We start from the raw sequence: 20,762 nt of genomic DNA, 5'->3' as shown, positions 1-20,762 counted from the left end.
GTCATCCCCCAGGATATGCATTTCCGGTCCGGTGTAAGGAGGCACTCTAGTACAAAGGTAACCCCAAACAGTTTGGATTTAGTTCAACCGAACGAAACTTCACTTGCCGCTTTGTTAATCCGTTATGGGGGTTATTCGCCCCTCCGGTACTTTATTGAGCGCCTCGGCTCCTATATAAACTGGGAAAAGCCATAACATGAAATCAAGGGTATCGGGTTAAAAAATACACGATAATACCCATTTTTCTTTATAAAGCCGCTATTTTTGGCTGAACAGAGTAACGAGACATCCGCATGACTGCGAACACGACCCCCGACGCCCCCGCGCATCGCACGGCCCGGCGACCTGCCGTTCTTTGCATCCTCGATGGGTGGGGCGACAGCCCTGACCGCGAAAACAACGCCATCGCCATGGCCGACACCCCGGTCTTCGATGCATTGCGGGCTGATTGCCCAACAGCGCAATTGGACGCGTCGGAAGGTTTCGTTGGATTGCCGTCGGGGCAAATGGGCAACTCCGAAGTCGGCCATATGAATATCGGCGCGGGCCGCGTGGTGATGCAGGACCTGCCGCGGATCGACGCCGCGATCGCCGACGGGGCCATCACCGCGCTTTCGGAATTGAAACGTTTCGTAGCCGACTTGAAGGAAAGCGGCGGCACGGCACATTTGATTGGATTGATGTCCCCCGGTGGCGTTCATGCCCATCAGGACCATATCGCGGCCCTGGCCAATATATTGAAAGACCAGGGCATTCCCGTCGCCATTCACGCTATCTTGGACGGCAGGGACACCCCGCCGAAAAGCGCGCTGGACTATCTGAAGGCTTTCCATGCGGCAGCGCCCGACGCAACGGTCGCGACCGTTGTCGGACGCTTCTACGCGATGGACCGGGATCAACGCTGGGACCGCGTCGGCTTGGCGCGGGATGCCATCCGCGACGGCAAAGGCGAAACCGCCGCGTCCGACACCGACGCCGTTGCAACCAGTTATGAAGCGGGCAAAGCCGATGAATTCGTCCTGCCGACGGTCATTGCCGACTACCGTGGAATGGTGGATGGCGACGGCATTTTGATGATGAACTTCCGTGCCGACCGTGCCCGGGAAATTCTCCATGCGATGATCGATCCCGATTTCGATGCCCTGCCGGACGAGCACCCGGTTCGGTTCGCCGCTGTCGCCGGGATGGTCGAGTATTCATCCGACCTGGCCGGCATGATGGGCGTTCTGTTCCCGCCGGAAGACCTACCCGCTACGTTGGGTGAGGTCGTCTCCCAAAAGTCTCTAAAGCAATTGCGGATCGCGGAGACGGAAAAGTACGCCCATGTCACCTTTTTCTTCAACGGCGGGCGCGAAGAGGTCTTCGACGGCGAGGACCGCATTCTGGTGCCTTCGCCCAAAGTCGCGACGTATGACTTACAACCGGAAATGTCCGCTGCTGAAGTGACGGACAAACTGGTGCATGCGATCGATAGCGGTGTCTACGACCTGATTGTCGTGAACTACGCCAATACGGACATGGTCGGCCATACAGGGGATGTCGACGCGGCGATAAAGGCGGTGGAAACCGTCGACGGTTGCCTCGGCCGGTTGCGGGACTCCGTTCTCCGCGCCGGCGGCGTCATGTTGATCACAGCCGATCACGGCAACGCAGAAATGATGGTCAACCCGGCGTCAGGCCAGGCACATACGGCACATACCATGAACCGTGTTCCGCTGATCCTGGTTGGTGCGGAAGATATCCCCGCCATCAAGTCAGGACGCCTGGCCGATTTGGCGCCGACATTGCTGGCATTGATGGGGATCGAACAGCCACCCCAGATGACCGGCGTCTCGTTACTCGACCTTCCCCATCCCAGCCGGGCGGCGGCCGAGTAGAGGTGAGCCGCGCAGCCGCCCATCCGCGCGATCCATCGACAACAGGGCGACCATTGTCTCTTCGCGGCAGTGCCATCGCCGCTTTGCTACTTTTCTTCTCCGTTGCGACCGCCGGATCCACGCCCACCTTCGCCCAGCAGGCAAAGGACAGCGTCGAGACGTTGAAGCGTACACAGCAGGAACTGCAAAAGGCGCGTGAGGAGAAGCGTGCCCTGGCGGAACAACGCGAAATCCTGGCGAAGGATCTGCAGCAGCTTCGGCAAAAACTGATCCATGCGGCCCAGGACACCCAGGAACGGGAAGACATCATCACAAATCTGGAAGGTCAGTTGGACCAACTAGCCGCGGAAAAGAAACGCCGCACCGCCGCCCTGCGGGAGCGCGGCCGACAACTCTCAGGCACATTGAGCGCCCTGACCCGCCTGTCTCGCAATCCGCCGCAAAGCGTTCTGTTCCAGCCGGGTGGCCCTCTGCAAGCCGTGCGCGGGTCATTGCTGCTTCGCACCTCGGTTCCCACCTTGCGTGACCAGGCGGACGTCCTGCGCGACGAATTGGGCGCCTTGGACGCGGTCGAAGTGGATATTTTGGACAAGCTGACGGAATTGGGCGACGCAGAACGCGACTTGGCCGGTGATCGCAAGAAATTGAATGCCTTGGTTGCGGAGAAGAAAGCCTTGATGGCGCGCGCGAATGCCGAGGTCCAAGCGGCAAACGACCGGGTCGCGAAACTGGTTAAACAGGCAGCCAGTCTTGAAGATCTGGTGGCCAAACTCTCCAACTTGCCCAAGGGGGACCCGGCTCAACAATCAGCGCCCACCGCATCGGCGGTCACGGCTCCCCGCAAAGCCGCCCCGGCACCCCCCAATCAACCCGGTCCCGGGGCCGAGGAACCCGCTGTTGCCGCATTGACATCGCCGCCGGTGGGGCTACGCCCCTTCCCGGCAAGCGGGACGATCAACCGCCCGGTCAGCGGTAAAGTACTCCGCCGCTATGGCCAAGACACCGGTTTTGGCCATACCAGCAAGGGAATCGTCATTCAGGCGCGGCCGGAGGCGCAGATAACCGCCCCCTTCGACGGCAAGGTCGCCTTTGCCGGGCCGTTCCGGAAATTGGGCCTGATCTTGATAATCGAACATTCCGACGGATATCATTCCGTATTGGCCGGCCTGTCGCGGATCGACGTAGCGGCCGGACAATGGGTGCTGGCGGGAGAACCGGTCGGCGCCATGGGACTAAAAGCCGATGATGGCGCGGCAGACGCGACCCGACCGGAACTGTATGTTGAATTGCGTCGCAACGGCCAACCGGTTAATCCATTACGATGGATATCAGCAAAGGACGGCGAGCTGCCGGCGCAAACGACCGAACTCAAGTCCAAGACGTGAAAACGGACTGCAATCGGACCGCAAACGCACTACATATAGGCACCGACCGAAAGCCCACAAAACGAATGAAGGCCAGGACATGATGCAACGCGTTCGTACCACCCTCTTTGCCATAGGCTTTGGCGCCACCCTCCTCGGCGGCGGCACATTCTTGGGTGCCGGCGGTGCCTGGGCTCAGGACGAAGACAGCAAGCCCGATACATACGAATTGCTGGACTCGTTCGGTGAAGTCTTCGAACGCATCCGCAAAGACTATGTCGAAGAGGTTGAGGACGAGGAACTGCTGGAGGCAGCCATTCAAGGCATGCTGCGCAACCTGGATCCGCATTCAAGCTATTTGAACCAGAAGAATTTCCAGTCGATCCGCCAGCAGACCCGCGGCGAATTTGGCGGCCTCGGCATCGAAGTGACCCTGGATGAAACCGGTTACGTCCGTGTCGTGGCGCCAATCGACGATACGCCGGCCTTCCGGGCCGGCATTCAATCCGGCGACTTGATCACCGAGTTGGACGGTGTCGCCGTGCAGGGTTTGACCCTGGGCGAAGCGGTCGAAAAAATGCGCGGCGAAGTCGGCAGCGATATCGTCCTGACCATCCTTCGCGGCGATCAGGAACCTTTCGAGGCAACGGTGACGCGCGATCGGATCAAGGTTCAATCCGTCCGCCACCGGATTGAGGGCGGGGATATCGGCTATCTTCGCATTTCCAGCTTCACCGGTCAGACCCAATCCGGCCTCGATAAGGCGATCGCATCGATCAAGGAAGAAGCCGGGGAAGACCTGAAAGGGTTCATCCTTGACCTTCGCAGCAATCCGGGGGGATTGCTGGACCAGGCTATTTCCGTCTCCGACACATTCCTGGAGAAGGGCGAAGTCGTCTCCACCCGTGGCCGAGACCCGGAAAACGCCCAGCGCTATCACGCAACGCCCGGCGACCAGATCGACGGTCTGCCGCTGATCGTTTTGATCAATGGCGGATCTGCCAGTGCGTCGGAAATCGTCGCCGGTGCCCTGCAGGACCATGGCCGGGCGATTGTCCTGGGCACGCAATCCTTCGGGAAAGGATCGGTTCAGACGATCATGCAGTTGAGCCGCCCCGGAACCGCCATCAAGTTGACGACACAGCGCTACTACACACCGAGTGGGCGGTCGATCCAGCAGAAGGGAATTTCACCGGACATCTTGGTGGAGCGCGCGCGCGTGGAAGTGCTCGAAAGCGGCAAACTGCGGAGCGAGGCCGACTTGCGCGGCGCCCTTACCAATGACCAGGACGGCGACGGCGCAGATGCCGGAAATGGCGGCACCGAAGACTCCTCAACGGATGCGGACGTGGACGAAACCGTCGAATCCAGCAATCTTCAGGATTATCAGCTCGCCAGGGCGCTGGACTTGATGCACGGGATCGCCTTGTATCGTAATCGGGAAGCGAACTGATCCGACATGGTCCGTTGGATGACGGTTCAGCCGGTCTGCAGAGTGTTGTGATGCTGCAGGGCAAGTGACACTGCCGGGCCATTTGACTAGGCGCGGCAGTGATCCGGCTCCGCTACGGTTGGACGCGATGTCAAAACGAGGGTGAGAGTCACTGAAGATTCCACTGAAGATTCCGCCGTTGAAGCGTCCGTCTCTGCCGACGCCACGCCTTCCCGCGTCTCTGAGGGGCAAGGTGTTCGAGAACCTTCCCTTCTTGCGCAAAAAGCAGGAAGAAGACACCCCGGCCTTCGATCCGGACGATACCAGCTACCTGGAACCCACGGCGTTCCAGAAACGCATGCCCTGGATCGCCGTCATCGCGGCCTATCTCCTCCTCATCGGCTCCATCGGCGGGGTCGCAGCCTATCTGATCACCTCGGAAGATCAGATCCTTGCGGAAATCCGCGAAGACCGCCCTAAGGTTTCCCTGGAAGCGGACAAGATCACGGTTCGGAACCTGAACGAGACTGCCGGCGCCGGCGATCATGGCGGGTCTGCGGCGCCCCCCGGGCACCAGGAAGGCGACGGCCACCAGCAGATCAGCGCAAACGACCAAGCAAGCGGCCAAACCGCAACTGACGCCGCCGCACCCCCCGGTCCCGACGGATTGGGGGAGTTGCTGCAACCGCACCCCGACCCCGGTCTGATAGAAGAAAGCGCCGTTGGCCCGCTCCCCATTATCGGCGCGGACGGGCGCATGCCCTGGCGGGTTTACAGCCGGCCCTACGGCGTTCTGGAAACCCGGCCGCGCATCGCGATCGTGCTGACGGATCTGGGCATCAATTCCCGTCGCACCGAACAGGCCATTCAACTGCCGGGCCCCGTCACCTTGGCGTTCGCACCTTATTCCCGGAATGTGGAAGACTGGATCCAAAAGGCGCGGGACGCGGGTCATGAAGTCTTGCTGACCCTGCCGATGGAACCGCGGGACTTCCCGCGCAGCGATCCCGGCCCCTTCGCCCTGATGAACTCACTGGATGCGGAGCAGAACATCCGCCGCCTGGAATGGATCATGAGCCGGGCGACAGGCTATGTCGGCTTGGTCGGTTATCAAGGCAGCGGCTTCGTCGCCAATCCCCGCTCCGTAAAACCATTGATGGCCGACTTGCGAAGCCGCGGACTTCTTTATCTCGACGGAAAGCAGACCGCCGCCTCGATTGCCCTTCGTTCCGCCGATGCGGTGGGTGTGCCCGCGGCCCAAGCCGATTTGATTCTGGATATCGAACTGGGACGCGCCGCCGTTCTGAAACAATTGAAGCTTGCCGAATCGCTGGCCCGCGCCAATGGATCGGTGATCGCCATCGGCCGCCCCTACCCGGTCACCCTGGACCGGATCCGCATTTGGATGCGTAGCCTTACCGAAAGCGGATTCGCGGTGACACCCCTGTCCGGCATAATCGCCGAGCGAACTGCAAGCTGATACGCCCGTCCTATCTTTTTCCAGACAATCGTCGGCAAGCAACGTTGCCCTTCCCCAAGCTATCGCTTGCCCGCTAACGGCTGATCTGTAGGCTAGGCGGAAAGCGCGCAAACGCCTGAAAAAATGGGGAGACATGATCAATGGCCGGCGGGGGAACCGATGACCGACCGTACCGACCCTGCGTCGGTGTTATGCTGTTGAACACTGCGGGGCAGGTTTTCGTCGGAAACCGCATTGATGTACCCGGTGATCATTGGCAGATGCCGCAAGGGGGTATCGACCACGGAGAGAGCCCGGCCGAGGCAGCTTTCCGTGAAGTCCAGGAGGAAACCGGCATCGCGCCCGAAAAGGTGCGCCTGATCCGAGAGAGCGACCGCTGGCTGCATTACGATCTGCCCGCCGGCCTTTCCCGCCGAATTTGGAAGGGGCGCTACCGCGGGCAAAAACAACGCTGGTTCGCCATGCGGTTTCAGGGCGTCGATTCGGATATCGACCTGGACTTCCATACACCGGAATTCGGGGCCTATCGTTGGGTAGCGATCGCGGATCTTCCCGACCTGATCGTCCCATTCAAACGGGATACCTACGAACAGGTTGTCAGCGAATTTAAGGACGTGGCCTTGCCGGGCGACTAGGCACTGAAGGGCGACTAGAGTCGAGAAATAGCCAAATTTTGCTGAACTACCCCTACGACACTCCCCTGCTACCGTACTTGCGCACCGTTTCTTGACATCAGGACAGGTTTTGTCGTTAAAAATCAGTCTGTGTGAGTAGGCGGGCGAAGAAATCCCCGCAAAAGGGTAGAAACCGCGTCCATGAGTGATCTTGGTGTGCTGGTCCCTATTCTCGCGCCATCCGGGTTCAGCACAAGGCAATCGGCGGCGACCAACACTGTGGAAAACGGTGAACGGTCAACTGTGTCCGCGGTTTCGGCGGCCTCCTCTTCTGCAATAGAACAGTCAGCGGCATCACAGGGCGCCTCCGCCGTCGATCCATTGACCGGATTGGCGCTTGCCGGCCTGACCGGCTTGACCGCAGGTTTGGTATCGCAGCTTCAGGACAGCGACGACCGGCAAGATAGCCCCGCAACCAATACGTCCGGGCGAGCCTCTGCCGAAGGCGGCGGGGAAACCGGGGAAAACGGTGAAGAAGGCGCCAACGAAGGCGCCACTGTAACAGCGCAAGCCGGCAGCGCACTCAGCCCGGACGGATTGACGCCGGAGCAGCAGCAAGTTGTTGCCGAGCTCGAAAGGACCGACGCGGAAATCAAACGGCATGAACAGGCACATGCCGCGGCCGGTGGGCCATACGCCGGGGCGCCCAGTTACGATTACACGCGCGGCCCCAATGGACGCCTTTATGCTATCGGCGGCGATGTTCAGATCGATGCCGCACCCATCCCCGGGAACCCGGAAGCGACCATCCAAAAGATGCAAATCGTCCGGCGCGCCGCGCTGGCCCCAGCGAATCCCAGCCCACAGGATCAACGGGTCGCTGCAATCGCGCAACAGCGGATTACCGAAGCACGGCGTGAGCAGAGTGAGTTGGAATTGGAAGAAAGACAGGCCGCCGCCGAACAACGCCGAGAGGCCCAGCAGCGGGCGGAAGGACTTCAACCCGGTGCTGCGGAAGGGATTCCGGGCAGTCAGCCCGCAGATGCTGCAGCAGCCCCCATTCCTGCCTTGATTCTCGGCGCGACAACCGTGTCCGCACCGGTCACCACGAACGGCGAATTACTCAACGTGATTGCGTGATTTCACGATCCGGTCGGCACGAAATAGCGGTTGAAGGACTCAGCCGGCAGCGGCGCGCCGGCGCAGGAACACCCAGCCCATATTGCCGATGGCCTTGGCCAGATACCCGTTGGACGGGACCCCGACAGCCTTCAGCATCATCGACGCGGCCCGCATGACATGTTCCTTACCGTACTGCCCGAATGCGCGGGTGGTGTAATCGCGGGCATCCCGGACACGATCGTAAGGGACGTCGGGATTGGAATTCGCAACGTAATAGGCATAGGCCAATTCGTCGTCTTCTGTTTCCCCAAGCCGTCCCAGTGCAACGCGCAAACGGCCGAAACGACCCAGGCCCTCGATTTTCTGGTACCGGCGCATGTGATCGTAAAACAGTTTGTAATGCCGGAATTCGTCAGCAGCGATCTTACGGCAAATCTGGGCGAGGACCGGTTCATCCGTACGTTTGGCGATGGCCGTATAATAGGAACTGGTTCCGGTCTCGACAATACAGCGGGCAACGAGCTCGCCGGTCCGCGACCCGCGTTTCGACGCATTGGCGCCGTCCTCGAACGGCCGGTAGCCTTCGACGAAACGGGCGAATGCAGTGTCGAAATTGAATTCGGGATCGGCAAGTTTGGCCCATTTGGCGAGCGCTTTGCCGTGCTGCACTTCCTCGACGCCCCAGCGTCGCACGTCCGGCAGGAATTCTGGATCCCCATCAAAGACCTTGCACAGAAAGTCTGTGTATTCGCTGCCGTTATGTTCGACAAGCGAGGCGGCTTTGACGAGTTTCAGGACTTCGGGATCGACCTTGGCGGGATCAAAACGATCCCATTCGATATCTTCTAGCGACCAGTGCGCCGTCATATACTCACCCCAGTTTCGACCAACCGTTCACGCCGGCGGTCAGTAAACAGGATGGTTTACCGCCTCCAGCTTGCCATTTTCGACCGCAATCGCGGTTTCGAGCGCGGCGCGCTCATGGGCGCTGTCCGCCAAGGACAATTCGTCCCGCAAGTCCTTGATATGCTGTTCGACCGCGGAAGTTTCAATATCTTCCAACGATGTAGCCTGTTCCGCAAGGACTGTGCAACGTTCAGGCATTACCTCGGCAAACCCGCCATCGACGAAAAGACGCTTCACCACCTGCCCGTTTTCGAACACGCAGATTGTGCCCATGCGGATCTGTGTGATGACCGGTGCATGGCCGGGCAACACGCCGATATCGCCTTCAACGCCGGGAAGTACGACCATTTCAACCTCTTCGGAGAGCAGAAGCTTCTCCGGTGAGACTAGATCGAACGCCACCTTTTCGGCCATCGAATGTTACTCCATACCCCGTGTCGAACTACAGCTGCGAAAACCTGAGACCTTAGAGCCTTAGGCCGCTTCCGACGCCATCTTTTGTGCCTTCTCGATCGCTTCCTCGATGGAACCGACCATGTAGAAAGCCGCTTCGGGAAGATCGTCGTGCTCGCCGTCGATGATTTCCTGGAAGCCTTTGATCGTGTCTTCCAGTTCGACGTACTTACCCGGCGAACCGGTGAAGACTTCCGCGACGTGGAACGGCTGCGACAGGAAGCGCTGCAGCTTACGGGCGCGTGCGACCGTCAGCTTATCGTCTTCGGACAGTTCGTCCATGCCGAGAATGGCGATAATTTCCTGCAAGCCCTTGTACTGCTGCAGGGTTTCCTGAACGCGGCGCGCGACGCGGTAATGGGCTTCGCCCACCGTGCCCGGCTCAAGGATGCGCGACGTCGAGTCGAGCGGATCCACCGCCGGATAGATGCCCAGCTCCGCGATCGAACGCGACAAAACGGTCGTTGCATCCAAGTGTGAGAAGGTCGTGGCCGGCGCCGGGTCGGTCAAGTCATCGGCCGGCACGTACACGGCCTGCACCGAGGTGATCGACCCTTTCTTCGTGGAGGTAATTCGCTCCTGCATGGCGCCCATATCGGTGCCCAGGGTCGGCTGATAACCAACCGCCGAAGGAATACGGCCCAGCAGCGCGGACACTTCGGAACCGGCCTGGGTGAAGCGGAAGATGTTATCGACGAAGAACAGCACGTCCTGGCCTTCTTCATCACGGAAATATTCCGCCTGGGTCAGACCGGTCAAAGCGACACGGGCACGGGCGCCCGGGGGTTCGTTCATCTGGCCATAGACCAGCGACACCTTGGAGTCGCCTTCCAGGTTGATAACCCCGGATTCCATCATTTCATGGTACAGATCGTTCCCTTCACGGGTACGTTCACCAACACCGGCGAAAACAGAGTAACCGCCGTGGCCCTTCGCGATGTTGTTGATCAGCTCCATGATCAGAACGGTCTTGCCGACGCCGGCGCCGCCGAACAGGCCGATCTTACCGCCCTTCGGATAGGGCGTGAGCAAATCGACGACCTTAATACCGGTGACCAGCTGTTCCGTTTCCGTCGCCTGGTCGACATAGTCTGGCGCGGCGCGGTGGATCGGGGCGCGCTGCTTCGTCGCAACTTCGCCGCGTTCGTCAACCGGCTCGCCGATGACGTTCATGATACGGCCCAGCGTTTCAGGACCGACGGGAACGGAGATCGGGGCGCCCGTGTCTGTCACTTCCTGGCCGCGAACCAGACCTTCGGTCGTGTCCATAGCGATCGTCCGCACGGTGTTTTCGCCCAGATGCTGCGCGACTTCCAGAACAAGCGGCTGCCCGTTATTCGTGGTTGTCACCGCATTCAAGATCGCCGGCAAGTCGCCGTCAAAATGCGCATCAACGACGGCGCCAAGCACCTGCGTAATCCGACCGACAGTGTTCTTCGCCATAAGTCCGCTCCTAGTTCTCAGCTCTGGGCCCGCTGGTCCATCAGGGCCCGCCCGGATCATCTTCCGGGCTGGTGTTCAGTTTTACAGCGCTTCCGCGCCAGAAATAATTTCGATCAGTTCCTTGGTGATCTGCGCCTGACGCGTCCGGTTATAGGTGATCGACAGACTGTTGATCATGTCACCGGCATTTCGGGTCGCGTTATCCATCGCCGTCATCCGCGCGCCCTGTTCACCCGCGAAGCTTTCCAGCATCGCACGGTAAATCTGGGTGGACAGATTCTTCGGCAGCAGGGCCGCAAGGATCTTTTCTTCTTCCGGTTCGAATTCGTAGATCGCCTGAGCACCGCCCACCGTCGGCTGTTCTTCTTCGCCTTCTGGAACGGCGAAGGGAATCAACTGAAGCGGTGTGACGACTTGCGTCAGCGCCGACACGAACTTGTTGTAATAGACCGTACAAACGTCGAACTCACCGGCCTCGAACATCGTCGTGACCTTGTCCGCAACCGTCGCCGCGCCCTCGAAAGTCGGGATCGGCTTGGCGAGTTCTTCGTATACTTCAACGAACAAATCGCGGAACTCGCGCCGCAGCAGGCCGACGCCCTTGCGGCCGATGATCAGCAATTTGACCGTCTTGCCATCGGCTTGAAGTTCAATGATCCGCCTGCGCACGGCGCGGATGATCGAGCCGTTGAAGCCACCGCACAGACCGCGGTCGGACGTCACGATAACCAGCAGATGGGTGTCGTCCTTACCCGTACCGGTCAGCATGGCCGGCGCCCCGGAAGAGGAAGCCCCAGCAGCCAACGAACCCAGCATACGCTCGATCCGCTCAGCATACGGCCGGGCCGCTTCGGCCATGTCCTGCGCTTTGCGCAGCTTCGCCGCCGCGACCATTTTCATCGCGGAGGTGATGCGCTGCGTGGACTTCACGCTGGAAATCCGCGCTTTTAGTTCCTTCAAGTTGGCCATCTAGCCACCCTTGCCCTTTCGACCGCTACTTTCGACAAATCCGATTTCGAAGACCCCCTTCGCCCGATCAGGCGAAGGTCTTGGTGAACGCTTCCAGCGCGCCCTTGATCTTCTCTTCGGCTTCTTCGGTCAGCTGACCGCTATTGTCGATTTCGTTCATCACGTCGGCATAGTCAGCCCGCATGTGATCCAGCAAAGTCTTTTCGTACCGGCCGACTTCAGCGACCGGAACCTTGTCCAGATAACCTTTGGTACCGGCATAGATGCTGACGACCTGCTCGGACACCTTCAGCGGCTGATACTGCGGCTGCTTCAACAATTCCGTCAGGCGCGCACCACGGGCCAGCAACCGCTGGGTCGAGGCATCGAGGTCCGACGCGAACTGCGCGAAGGCTTCCATTTCACGGTACTGCGCAAGCTCCAGCTTGATCGAGCCGGCGACCTTCTTCATCGCCTTCGTCTGCGCCGCGGAACCCACACGACTGACCGACAGACCGACGTTAATGGCCGGGCGAACACCCTTATAGAACAGCGTCGTTTCCAGGAAGATCTGACCGTCCGTGATCGAAATCACGTTAGTCGGAATATAGGCCGACACGTCGTTCGCTTGGGTTTCGATGACCGGCAACGCGGTCAAGGAACCTGCACCGTTTTCGTCGTTCATCTTCGCGGCGCGTTCCAGCAGACGCGAGTGGATGTAGAACACGTCACCCGGGTAAGCTTCACGGCCCGGCGGACGACGAAGCAGCAGCGACATCTGGCGATAAGCCGTCGCCTGCTTCGACAGATCGTCGTAGAAGATCGCGGCGTGCATGCCGTTGTCACGGAAGTATTCGCCCATGGCACAACCGGTATACGGCGCCAGGAACTGCAGCGGGGCCGGATCGGAGGCCGTCGCCGCGACGACGATCGTGTAATCCAGCGCACCGTTGTCGGCCAAGGTCTTCACAACCTGAGCAACCGACGAACGCTTCTGACCGATGGCGACGTAGATGCAATACAGCTTCTTCGACTCATCGTTGCCTTCATTGATCGGCTTCTGGTTGATGATCGTGTCCAGGATGACGGCGGTCTTCCCGGTCTGACGGTCACCGATGACCAGTTCGCGCTGACCACGGCCGATGGGCACCAAGGCGTCGAGCGCCTTCAGGCCGGTCTGCACCGGTTCATGTACGGACTTGCGCGGGATGATGCCCGGTGCCTTCACTTCGGCGAGGCGGCGTTCGTCACCTTCGATCGGGCCTTTGCCGTCAATCGGGTTGCCGAGGCCATCAACGACGCGTCCAAGCAGGCCTTTGCCGACGGGAACGTCCACGATGTCGCCGGTCCGTTTGACCGTATCGCCTTCCTTAATGTCACGGTCGTCACCGAAGATAACGACACCGACATTGTCGGATTCGAGGTTGAGCGCCATCCCTTTGATGCCGCCCGGGAATTCGACCATTTCACCGGCCTGGACATTATCGAGCCCATAAACGCGCGCGACCCCGTCACCAACGGAAATAACTTGGCCAACTTCGGCCACATCCGCTTCAGTGCCGAAATTCGCGATTTGGTCCTTTAGGATTGCGGAAATTTCCGCGGCCCGGAGTTCCATGCCCTAAGCCCCCTTCATCGCAAGCTTGAGTTTCTGCAATTGCGTCGCCATGGACGAATCCACCATGCGGCTGCCGACCTTTACGATCAGCCCACCGATCAAGGAGGGATCGACCCGATGTTCCACGGCAACTTTGCCGCCGACAACATTATTCAAGGCCTCTTCCACCGCTTCGACCTGCGCGTCGCTTAGCGAACGGGCGGAAACCACTTCCGCCGTCACTTCACCCCGACGCTTGGCCAATTCGGCAAGAAAAGCCTTCGTAATCGCGCCCAACGCGAACAGTCGGCGTTGGGATGCGAGATAACCGATGAATTTGCCGGTCAATTCCGAGGTGCCCGCCTTATCAAGGATGGCGGAGATCGCCTTGCCCTGATCGCCCCGTGAAATCACCGGGCTGCGCACCATGCGACGCAGATCGTCGCTTTCGGAAACCAGCTGCTGAACTGTGCGGAGATCCTCTGCAACCGGATCCAGCGCTTTCTGCTCGTCCGCGAGGTCGAACAGCGCCTTCGCGTAGCGAGCGGCGATTTCGTTCACACCACCTTTGGCAGCCACGATATGGAGACCCCTGTTTTGCTGGTTCGCCCGGACCCGAAAATCCGTCGCGAACTTCCCCAAAAGACTTATTGGCGGGTATTCATCCCGCGCGCGCCGCCGTTTATAGGAACCCAGCCGCCGGACGCAACCTTTTTCGAGCAGGTTCGCCAGCAAAAACCGGAAATTTCCTTATATCCGCACGCACCCGGAACTCTCCGCGCGGCGTGGATGTAGCATAGGGACTTGGCCTGTTCAAGCTAGCGGGGCGGCTTCGGAAACCCTTTATTTTCCAGGCGATTTCACTATTTGGTATTGCCGTCTGGAATTGCCGTCGAAAAAGCGGTTGCGTATTTGCCGATCCGGACGGCCCGGGGCCGTTCAACGCGCGTAGCTGAGGGCGAAAATGCGCATCTTGTGGCTGCGTCCCCGCGGCTCGAACTCGCCCAGATCCTCGACCTCCACGCCGGGGGGCGAGCCGAGGCGATCGATCAATTCTCCAGACGCGATGACATCCTTGCCGAACGTTCGGCAAGCCTGCTCGATCCGCGCCGTCGCATTCACCGCGTCACCGACGAAAACGAATTCTTTTTTTGCTGCCCCCATCTCCCCGATCACCACGGGCCCCAAATGCAGCCCCGCACGGAATGTCGGAAACACGCCATAGGTTTCCTCGTAGTATGACCGCCGGGCTTCCAGTGCCCCGAAAATTTCGCCGACGACCAATATGCAGTTGGCGTTTCGCAACCCGTCCCTCACCGGCCAGGAAGCAACCATTTCATCCCCGACATAGCGATGAATTTCGCCGCGCCGCTGCAGAATAGGGTCCGTCAGGTCGATATAGAAATCGTTCAGCATGGCGTGGAAGGTGATGTCGCCCAGTTCCTCCGTCAGCCTGGTACTGCCAACCATATCCAGAAACAGGAATACGCGCTCCTCCCGCGTCGGCCGATGGTAACGGCCAATCAGATATCGAATCAGGACCTTCGGCCCCAGCAATTCGTGGATCGCGTAAACGAAATTGAACACGAAAGCCGCAATCAACGAGAAGACGACATCGGTTCGGGTTTCCAGCAAGAACGCCAGGAATGGCCCATCCTCGTTGGGTGCGACGAGATGTTGGGAAATCAGCGCCCCCAGAATGATCGAGGTGTAGATGGCCGTGCGCAGGACAAGCGCGAGGGCAAACGGGACGGTCAGGAAGAAACGCTTCCATCGGCCCTTGGCGCCGAAAACCTCAAATACCGCCGCAAGAGAGGCGATCACCGTCCCGACATAGGCCCCGCGCACGGCACCGGTCACATCGACGCCGTAGACGATCTGCGTATACAAGATACCGACAATCGCGCCGAAAACGCCGAAGCTAACGATTCTGTTCATTCCAGCCCTCCCCAGACGGCAAACGGCGTGTCTCAGTCCGAATCGGCGACAGTTCTATAACGAGTCGTCGGAGAAACCTCAGCGTTTCCAAAGACGCTTAACGAGAGGGATCTGGGATACGAGCATTAAGGCAAGCGCGCAGAGGAGTACGAAGGAAATCGGATGGCTGACAATATCCAGGAAGAATTGTCCGACATCGCTTCGGGCCCCGATCATCGCCCGGCGATAGTTCGAATCGATCATCGGTCCCAGAATGACCCCCAGAATGATAGGCCCCACCTGAAAGCCGTATCGCCGGAGCAGATATCCCACCACCCCGAAACCGAGAGCCCAGGTGATATGCGCCGGGTTGTTCTGAATGGCATAGGCCCCGATCGCCGATAGGACCACGATGAGCGGCACCAGGATTGCCTGGGGACATTCGACCACTTTCGCAAAGAACCGTATGCCGCTGAGGCCGAAGACGAGTAGGAACAGGTTCGCCAGGGTAAGATTGCCGACCATGAACCAGAACAAATGCGGCGACTCGCTCAACAGAAGGGGGCCGGGCCGCAGGCCATGGATATACAGCGCGCCGATAATGATGGCCGTGACCGCGTCGCCGGGAATACCCAGCGTCAGCATGGGAACGAAAGCGCCGCCAATCGCCGCGTTGTTCGCCGCTTCGGGCGCGACCAGCCCTTCCTTCGCACCTTCACCGAAGGGAACTTCAGGTGATTTGGTGGTCCGTTTTGCGTGATCGTAGGCCAGCAGCGCCGCGATATCCCCGCCGGTCCCGGGAAGCGCACCAATGACGGTTCCTATCCCCGAGGACTTAAGCATCAAGCGGAAGTAGCGCCGAATGTCCGACCAGGACGGCACAACCCGCGACACTTTCTGCTTGATGCGGGGCGTATCCAGATGCTCGAGCTGCACCAACGCCTCCGACACACCGAAGAACCCGATCATGGCGACCACAAAAGGCACCCCACCCATCAGGTTGATCGAGCCGAAGGTGAAGCGTGCCTCCGCTGTCATGGGGTCCAGACCGATCATGCCGATCATGACGCCAAGCGCCCCGGAAAACGCGCCCTTCGCGAAGCTCTCTCCCGACAAGGTGCCGACAAGAAGAATGCCGATAATCCCGAGCAGCATGTATTCGCGCGAGGTGAACTTGATGGCGAAATCCGCAATCAGGGGCGCGGCGACGGCAAGCGCCAGGATGCCGACGAACCCGCCGAGGACGGACATGACGGTCGTCAGGCCGATGGCCTCGCCGGCGAGGCCCTTCTTGGCGAGAGGATATCCGTCCAAGGCCGTGGCGATGGCGCTTGGCGCGCCTGGGATGTTCAACAGGATCGCGGTGCGCCCACCGCCGTAGACACCACCGACATAGACCCCCGCGATCAGGGCCAGGGCCTCGTTGATGTCCCATTTGAAGGTGAATGAGATCAGGATGGAGGCGGCCATCGTGACCGAAAGACCCGGAATCGCACCGACATAGATTCCAGCGAAGGTCCCAAGCGCCGTCAGGAACAGCAGGGACGGGTCGAACCAGGACGTCGCGAAAAAGCTCAAGGCCTCCATCAGAGCCACACGCTTCCGCTGGGCAGGACAACCTGAAAAACGATCCTGAAAAGAACGTGGATCGCCCCAACCGCCACCACAGTCACGAAGCCGGCGCGGAGAACCCCGGTTTTCCAAAGCCGCCAGATCGCCACGAACAGGAAGACTGCCGACGCCGGCAGGAACCCGATCACAGGGATCGAGATCACGTATCCCAGCACCGCCAGGGCGAACAGAACGACCCGCAAGGGAAATAGGAACGCAGCCAATCCAGCCAGACTTCCGTCCCCGTTCTGGGGCTTCGCCAAGGTACGGGACAGCAGGAAGATGCTTGTGGCCACCATCACGCCGGACGCGAACATCGGCATCACGCCGCCCGTCGTCAGCCCCTTGAATCCCGAAATCTCATAGGATTGCCAGAACACGAGGGCGGCGAAGAGAACCAACAGGAGCGCGAAAAGGCGCTCCCCCGGTCGCAGGGGCGTTGATGTCGATGCGGTCATGCTCGGCGGCCCCGGCCCGCCCTAACGGCAGGCCGGGTATCCCCTATCAGGGACGCGAGATGCCGAGGTCTTCCGGGCTGACCTTGGCCGCCCCGGTATCCTGCAGCGCCCACACGGTTACCTGTTGCCATTTCGCGAGGAAATCGACTGCTTCCTGGCCGCTCATGTTCATCACGACGTTCCCGCGATTCGCCATCAGTTTCAGGAAGGCGTCATCGGTCGCCGCCGTCTTGAAGGCATCGGTCAGTTTCGCCTTCACGTCATCGGGGACGTCGGCTCGAACGAAGACGCCGTAGAACGGACCCCAGGGCAGGAACCGATCCATCGCGGGGATCGTATCGGTGATCGCCGGCACATCGGGCAGCGTGTCCACGGGTTCCGGATTCACGACGGCCAACGCGCGCATCTTGCCTGCCTTCACCTGTTCCGCGGCCGCGGAAATTCCCGACGGCATGAAATCGACCTCGCCACCGAGCATCGCGGTCAGGCCGGGGCCTTCACCATCGAAGGGGATCGCGGTTACGTCGAAATCCACGGCGTTGGAAATGAGGGCGGCGATCGTAGAGGGCAGGCCGCCGGGACCTGTCGATCCCATCTTTACCGCGCCGGGATTGGCTTTGATATCGTCCAGCAGGTCGCTCAGCGTCTTGTATTTCGACTCAGCCGGAACGGCGATGACGGCGACCCCACGGCCCAGGATGTTGATCGGGTACATATCGCCATAGTCGATATCCGACACGCCCATCACGCCGTGAAGCTGCGGGTTTTCCGCGCCGTAGAGAAAAGTGTAGCCATCGGCCGGCGCCGCGTTGACGAAGGCCGTGGAGATCGCACCCGCCCCCCCGGACTTGTTCAGGACAACGATGGGCTTCCCAAGCGCCGCTTCCGCCGCCGGGTTGACCGCCCGGGCGACGGTATCCGTTGCGCCGCCTGCACCCCACATGACAACGCCCAGGACTTCACGTTCCGGATAATCCGCCAGCGCAGGCCCGGCGCAAAGAATCAAGGCAGCAGCTGCCGTTTTAAGAAATTTCATGGCACTTCCTCCCATAAATCCAAGACATCTTCAGATGTCTTCTTTTCAGTTCGGCTGACACACTCTTGAATTTTCCGATGTCGGTCAACTGCCGGCATAGCGGTTCGAAACAAGACCGGCCATGGCCGAAACATCAGAGGAAACTGTAGGGGTCGACATCCACTTGCAGGCGGATAGGGTTGGGTATCTGAACCTTGCCGAGCCAATCGGCCAGGACCTTTTGAACGCTGACCTCCCGGCTGGTCTTCAGCAGCAAACGCCGGCGATAGCGCCCGCGCAGCAAAGCCAAGGGCGCAGGGGCGGGTCCCAGCACGGTCAGCCCTTTGCCGTGCGGCGCGGCCCTTCCGATCGCTTGCGCCACGCGATCGACCAAGCCTTCGTCCTGGCCCGATACGATCAACGCCGCCAGCCGGCCATAGGGCGGAAAGTCGAATTCTTCCCGCATTTTTAACTCCGCTTCCAGGAACCCATCCCGGTCATGCCGGGCCAGTGCCTGCATCACGGGAACGGTTGGGCTGGCGGTTTGCAGCATAACCCGCCCGGGCAGTCCTTCCCGGCCGGCGCGCCCCGCGACCTGATACATCAACTGATAGGTACGCTCGCCCGCGCGAAGATCGCCGCCGTTCAGCCCCAAATCCGCATCGACGACACCAACCAGGGTCAACCGCGGGAAGTGATAGCCCTTGGCGACGATCTGCGTTCCGATGACGACATCGATCTCGCCGTTCTCCATCCGCTCCACGAAGGCGGCGGCCTGCAACGGCCCGCGGATCGTATCCGACGTGACGACCTCTATCCTGGCATCGGGCAGCAGCAGGGTCGCTTCTTCCAGCATCCGCTCGACGCCCGGCCCACAAGCCGCGAAGCTGTCGGTATCGTCGCAGGACGGGCAATGCTTCGGCACACCGGTCGTGAAGCCGCAATGGTGGCACTGCAAGCTGCGCGTAAAGCGATGTTCCACAAGCCAGGCGGAACAGTTCGGGCAGGCCAGCCGATGACCGCAGGTCCGGCACAGGGTGAGCGGCGCATAGCCGCGCCGGTTGAGGAAAAGAAGCGATTGCTCGCCTGCCGCAAGGTTGTCCTCCAGCGCCTTGCGCAGGGTCGGCGTCAGCCATTGCTGACGGCCCGGCTTATCCTTGGTGATATCGATCAGTTCAACTGTCGGCATGGTTGCCCCGGCGTGCCGGTTCGGCAGGTGGAGCAGTTGGTAACGCCCTTCCTTGGCGTTCAACAGACTTTCGAGCGAGGGTGTCGCGGAGACCAGGATCACCGGGATTTCGGCCAACCTGGCCCGCAACACGGCCATGTCCCGTGCGTGATAGGCGACACCGTCTTCCTGTTTGAAGGCGGTTTCGTGTTCTTCATCCACGACGATCAGCCCGAGATTCGGATAGGGAAGATGCAGAGCCGAGCGCGCGCCGACGACAATTCGCGCCCGCCCTTCCGCGATGCCCCGCCAGGTGCGCCGTCGCTGTCCCTGCGTCAGGTCCGAATGCCATTCCGCCGGCGCGGCGCCGAAACGCTGTTCGAACCGCGCCAGCCATTGGGAGGAAAGCGCGATTTCCGGCAGCAGGACCAAGACCTGTTTTCCCGCAGCCAAAGTCGCGGCAATCGCCTCGAAATAAACCTCCGTCTTGCCAGACCCCGTGACCCCGTCGAGCAGCGTGACGGAGAAGCCTTCATTCGCGGCCGCGACAACCTGATCGGCGGCAATCTTTTGATCTCCGGACAGCTCCGGGCCGGGCAGGTTCGGGTCGGGCGGCGTCCAACGCGCCTGATCCGGAACCTGCATCACCTCCAAGGCGCCCGCCTCGGCCAGCCCCTTGATGACCGACGAAGAGACCCCCGCCATCGAGGCAAGTTCGCTCGCCGGGTGTGCGAAGCCGTCGGACGCCACTTCCAGCACCCGTTTGCGTGCGGCTGTGGGCCGGATCTCCAGCGCGTCGAGGGCGATATCCGCGCGCCGATAGGCCGGCCGCGTGGTCGGCGGTTCCAGGGCCGAGGCAACGCTCATCGCCATGCGCAGCACATTGCCCGGCGGGGACAAGTAATAAGCCGCCAACCATTCCACGAAGGCCCGATTCGCTTTCGGCAGGGGCGGCACTTCCAGCAAACCCGAGATTTCCCGCAGCTTGTCTTCCGGCACGTCGCTGTCGGTCGATTCCCCCCAGATCACGCCCGCAACCAGGCGGTTGCCCAGGGGCACGACGACGAAGGACCCGATTTCCGCCACCATATCAATGGGAAGGCGGTAATCGTACGCGCCATCCAACGGTAGCGGGATCAGGACCTTGACGCGCGCGCCCGGTTCGACCATCACCCTATCGCCTGCTGGCTGACTTGCCGGCGGCGTGGCCGAATTGGCAGCGGACGGCGGCATGGGGTAGATTTCTCCTTGCTGACGGTGACCTGAACTTCCAACCGGGTTTGCCCTTATAGACGACTCGCAGGAGTGTCACGTGAAGGGACCCTGAAATTTCAGGTCGGACTATACTCGGAACTAT

Annotated in this window: 17 protein-coding genes; 6 read left to right on the top strand and 11 right to left on the bottom strand. The window is 60.5% G+C overall.

Annotation, left to right across the window (positions count from 1 at the left end; translation table 11 throughout):
• Positions 1–293: 293 nt before the first annotated feature.
• From gpmI to EOI86_RS15990, 6 genes are all read left to right on the top strand, one after another.
• Positions 294–1,877, top strand: a complete 1,584-nt coding sequence (gpmI, locus tag EOI86_RS16015; RefSeq protein WP_127766157.1) for a 2,3-bisphosphoglycerate-independent phosphoglycerate mutase — start codon at positions 294–296, stop codon at positions 1,875–1,877.
• Between the two features lie 2 nt (positions 1,878–1,879).
• Positions 1,880–3,262 (top strand): murein hydrolase activator EnvC family protein, encoded by a 1,383-nt coding sequence (locus tag EOI86_RS16010; RefSeq protein WP_127766156.1) that lies wholly within the window; start codon positions 1,880–1,882, stop codon positions 3,260–3,262.
• A gap of 79 nt (positions 3,263–3,341) precedes the next feature.
• Positions 3,342–4,694, top strand: coding sequence for a S41 family peptidase (locus tag EOI86_RS16005; RefSeq protein WP_127766155.1), 1,353 nt, complete (start codon positions 3,342–3,344; stop codon positions 4,692–4,694).
• 232 nt (positions 4,695–4,926) lie between these two features.
• Complete coding sequence (locus EOI86_RS16000; protein ID WP_127766154.1) at positions 4,927–6,153, top strand: divergent polysaccharide deacetylase family protein; 1,227 nt, start codon at positions 4,927–4,929, stop codon at positions 6,151–6,153.
• A gap of 140 nt (positions 6,154–6,293) precedes the next feature.
• A complete protein-coding gene (locus EOI86_RS15995; RefSeq protein ID WP_127766153.1) occupies positions 6,294–6,788 on the top strand; it encodes an RNA pyrophosphohydrolase in 495 nt (164 codons plus the stop codon).
• Between the two features lie 180 nt (positions 6,789–6,968).
• Positions 6,969–7,907 (top strand): putative metalloprotease CJM1_0395 family protein, encoded by a 939-nt coding sequence (locus tag EOI86_RS15990; RefSeq protein ID WP_127766152.1) that lies wholly within the window; start codon positions 6,969–6,971, stop codon positions 7,905–7,907.
• 39 nt (positions 7,908–7,946) lie between these two features.
• On the opposite strand, the gene EOI86_RS15985 is transcribed toward EOI86_RS15990, so the two are convergent.
• From EOI86_RS15985 to EOI86_RS15935, 11 genes are all read right to left on the bottom strand, one after another.
• A complete protein-coding gene (locus EOI86_RS15985; protein ID WP_127766151.1) occupies positions 7,947–8,756 on the bottom strand; it encodes an acyl-ACP desaturase in 810 nt (269 codons plus the stop codon).
• Positions 8,757–8,795: 39 nt separating this feature from the next.
• A complete protein-coding gene (atpC, locus tag EOI86_RS15980; protein WP_127766150.1) occupies positions 8,796–9,209 on the bottom strand; it encodes an ATP synthase F1 subunit epsilon in 414 nt (137 codons plus the stop codon).
• A 60-nt stretch (positions 9,210–9,269) separates the two neighbouring features.
• Complete coding sequence (atpD, locus tag EOI86_RS15975; protein ID WP_127766149.1) at positions 9,270–10,691, bottom strand: F0F1 ATP synthase subunit beta; 1,422 nt, start codon at positions 10,689–10,691, stop codon at positions 9,270–9,272.
• 81 nt (positions 10,692–10,772) lie between these two features.
• Positions 10,773–11,660 carry a F0F1 ATP synthase subunit gamma gene (locus EOI86_RS15970; protein ID WP_127766148.1) on the bottom strand — a complete coding sequence of 296 codons (888 nt, stop codon included), beginning with the start codon at positions 11,658–11,660 and terminating at the stop codon, positions 10,773–10,775.
• A gap of 67 nt (positions 11,661–11,727) precedes the next feature.
• Complete coding sequence (gene atpA, locus EOI86_RS15965) at positions 11,728–13,257, bottom strand: F0F1 ATP synthase subunit alpha (protein ID WP_127766147.1); 1,530 nt, start codon at positions 13,255–13,257, stop codon at positions 11,728–11,730.
• Positions 13,258–13,260: 3 nt separating this feature from the next.
• Complete coding sequence (locus tag EOI86_RS15960; RefSeq protein ID WP_127766146.1) at positions 13,261–13,815, bottom strand: F0F1 ATP synthase subunit delta; 555 nt, start codon at positions 13,813–13,815, stop codon at positions 13,261–13,263.
• A 360-nt stretch (positions 13,816–14,175) separates the two neighbouring features.
• Positions 14,176–15,174, bottom strand: coding sequence for an adenylate/guanylate cyclase domain-containing protein (locus EOI86_RS15955; RefSeq protein ID WP_127766145.1), 999 nt, complete (start codon positions 15,172–15,174; stop codon positions 14,176–14,178).
• A 78-nt stretch (positions 15,175–15,252) separates the two neighbouring features.
• On the bottom strand, positions 15,253–16,740 hold the full coding sequence (locus tag EOI86_RS15950; RefSeq protein WP_127766499.1) for a tripartite tricarboxylate transporter permease: 1,488 nt from the start codon (positions 16,738–16,740) through the stop codon (positions 15,253–15,255).
• Positions 16,740–17,222 (bottom strand): tripartite tricarboxylate transporter TctB family protein, encoded by a 483-nt coding sequence (locus tag EOI86_RS15945; RefSeq protein WP_127766144.1) that lies wholly within the window; start codon positions 17,220–17,222, stop codon positions 16,740–16,742. The genes EOI86_RS15950 and EOI86_RS15945 overlap by 1 nt, the downstream gene beginning before the upstream one ends.
• A 46-nt stretch (positions 17,223–17,268) precedes the next feature.
• Positions 17,269–18,258: a tripartite tricarboxylate transporter substrate binding protein gene (locus tag EOI86_RS15940; protein ID WP_127766143.1), complete on the bottom strand. Its 990-nt coding sequence runs from the start codon at positions 18,256–18,258 to the stop codon at positions 17,269–17,271.
• Between the two features lie 133 nt (positions 18,259–18,391).
• Positions 18,392–20,638, bottom strand: coding sequence for a primosomal protein N' (locus EOI86_RS15935; protein WP_127766142.1), 2,247 nt, complete (start codon positions 20,636–20,638; stop codon positions 18,392–18,394).
• Positions 20,639–20,762 lie beyond the last annotated feature (124 nt).

The sequence above is a fragment of the Hwanghaeella grinnelliae genome (assembly GCF_004005845.1).
Classification (GTDB): domain Bacteria; phylum Pseudomonadota; class Alphaproteobacteria; order UBA8366; family Aestuariispiraceae; genus Hwanghaeella; species Hwanghaeella grinnelliae.
Note: the sequence above shows the minus strand (reverse complement) of the source record. Positions and strands in the feature narration are given on the sequence as shown.

Coding starts and splice junctions, on each gene's coding strand:
- gpmI (WP_127766157.1), top strand. CDS start 294: ATGACTGCGAACACGACCCCCGACGCCCCCGCGCATCGCACGGCCCGG.
- EOI86_RS16005 (WP_127766155.1), top strand. CDS start 3,342: ATGATGCAACGCGTTCGTACCACCCTCTTTGCCATAGGCTTTGGCGCC.
- EOI86_RS15995 (WP_127766153.1), top strand. CDS start 6,294: ATGGCCGGCGGGGGAACCGATGACCGACCGTACCGACCCTGCGTCGGT.
- EOI86_RS15990 (WP_127766152.1), top strand. CDS start 6,969: ATGAGTGATCTTGGTGTGCTGGTCCCTATTCTCGCGCCATCCGGGTTC.
- EOI86_RS15985 (WP_127766151.1), bottom strand. CDS start 8,756: ATGACGGCGCACTGGTCGCTAGAAGATATCGAATGGGATCGTTTTGAT.
- atpC (WP_127766150.1), bottom strand. CDS start 9,209: ATGGCCGAAAAGGTGGCGTTCGATCTAGTCTCACCGGAGAAGCTTCTG.
- atpD (WP_127766149.1), bottom strand. CDS start 10,691: ATGGCGAAGAACACTGTCGGTCGGATTACGCAGGTGCTTGGCGCCGTC.
- EOI86_RS15970 (WP_127766148.1), bottom strand. CDS start 11,660: ATGGCCAACTTGAAGGAACTAAAAGCGCGGATTTCCAGCGTGAAGTCC.
- atpA (WP_127766147.1), bottom strand. CDS start 13,257: ATGGAACTCCGGGCCGCGGAAATTTCCGCAATCCTAAAGGACCAAATC.
- EOI86_RS15955 (WP_127766145.1), bottom strand. CDS start 15,174: ATGAACAGAATCGTTAGCTTCGGCGTTTTCGGCGCGATTGTCGGTATC.
- EOI86_RS15950 (WP_127766499.1), bottom strand. CDS start 16,740: ATGGAGGCCTTGAGCTTTTTCGCGACGTCCTGGTTCGACCCGTCCCTG.
- EOI86_RS15945 (WP_127766144.1), bottom strand. CDS start 17,222: ATGACCGCATCGACATCAACGCCCCTGCGACCGGGGGAGCGCCTTTTC.
- EOI86_RS15940 (WP_127766143.1), bottom strand. CDS start 18,258: ATGAAATTTCTTAAAACGGCAGCTGCTGCCTTGATTCTTTGCGCCGGG.
- EOI86_RS15935 (WP_127766142.1), bottom strand. CDS start 20,638: ATGCCGCCGTCCGCTGCCAATTCGGCCACGCCGCCGGCAAGTCAGCCA.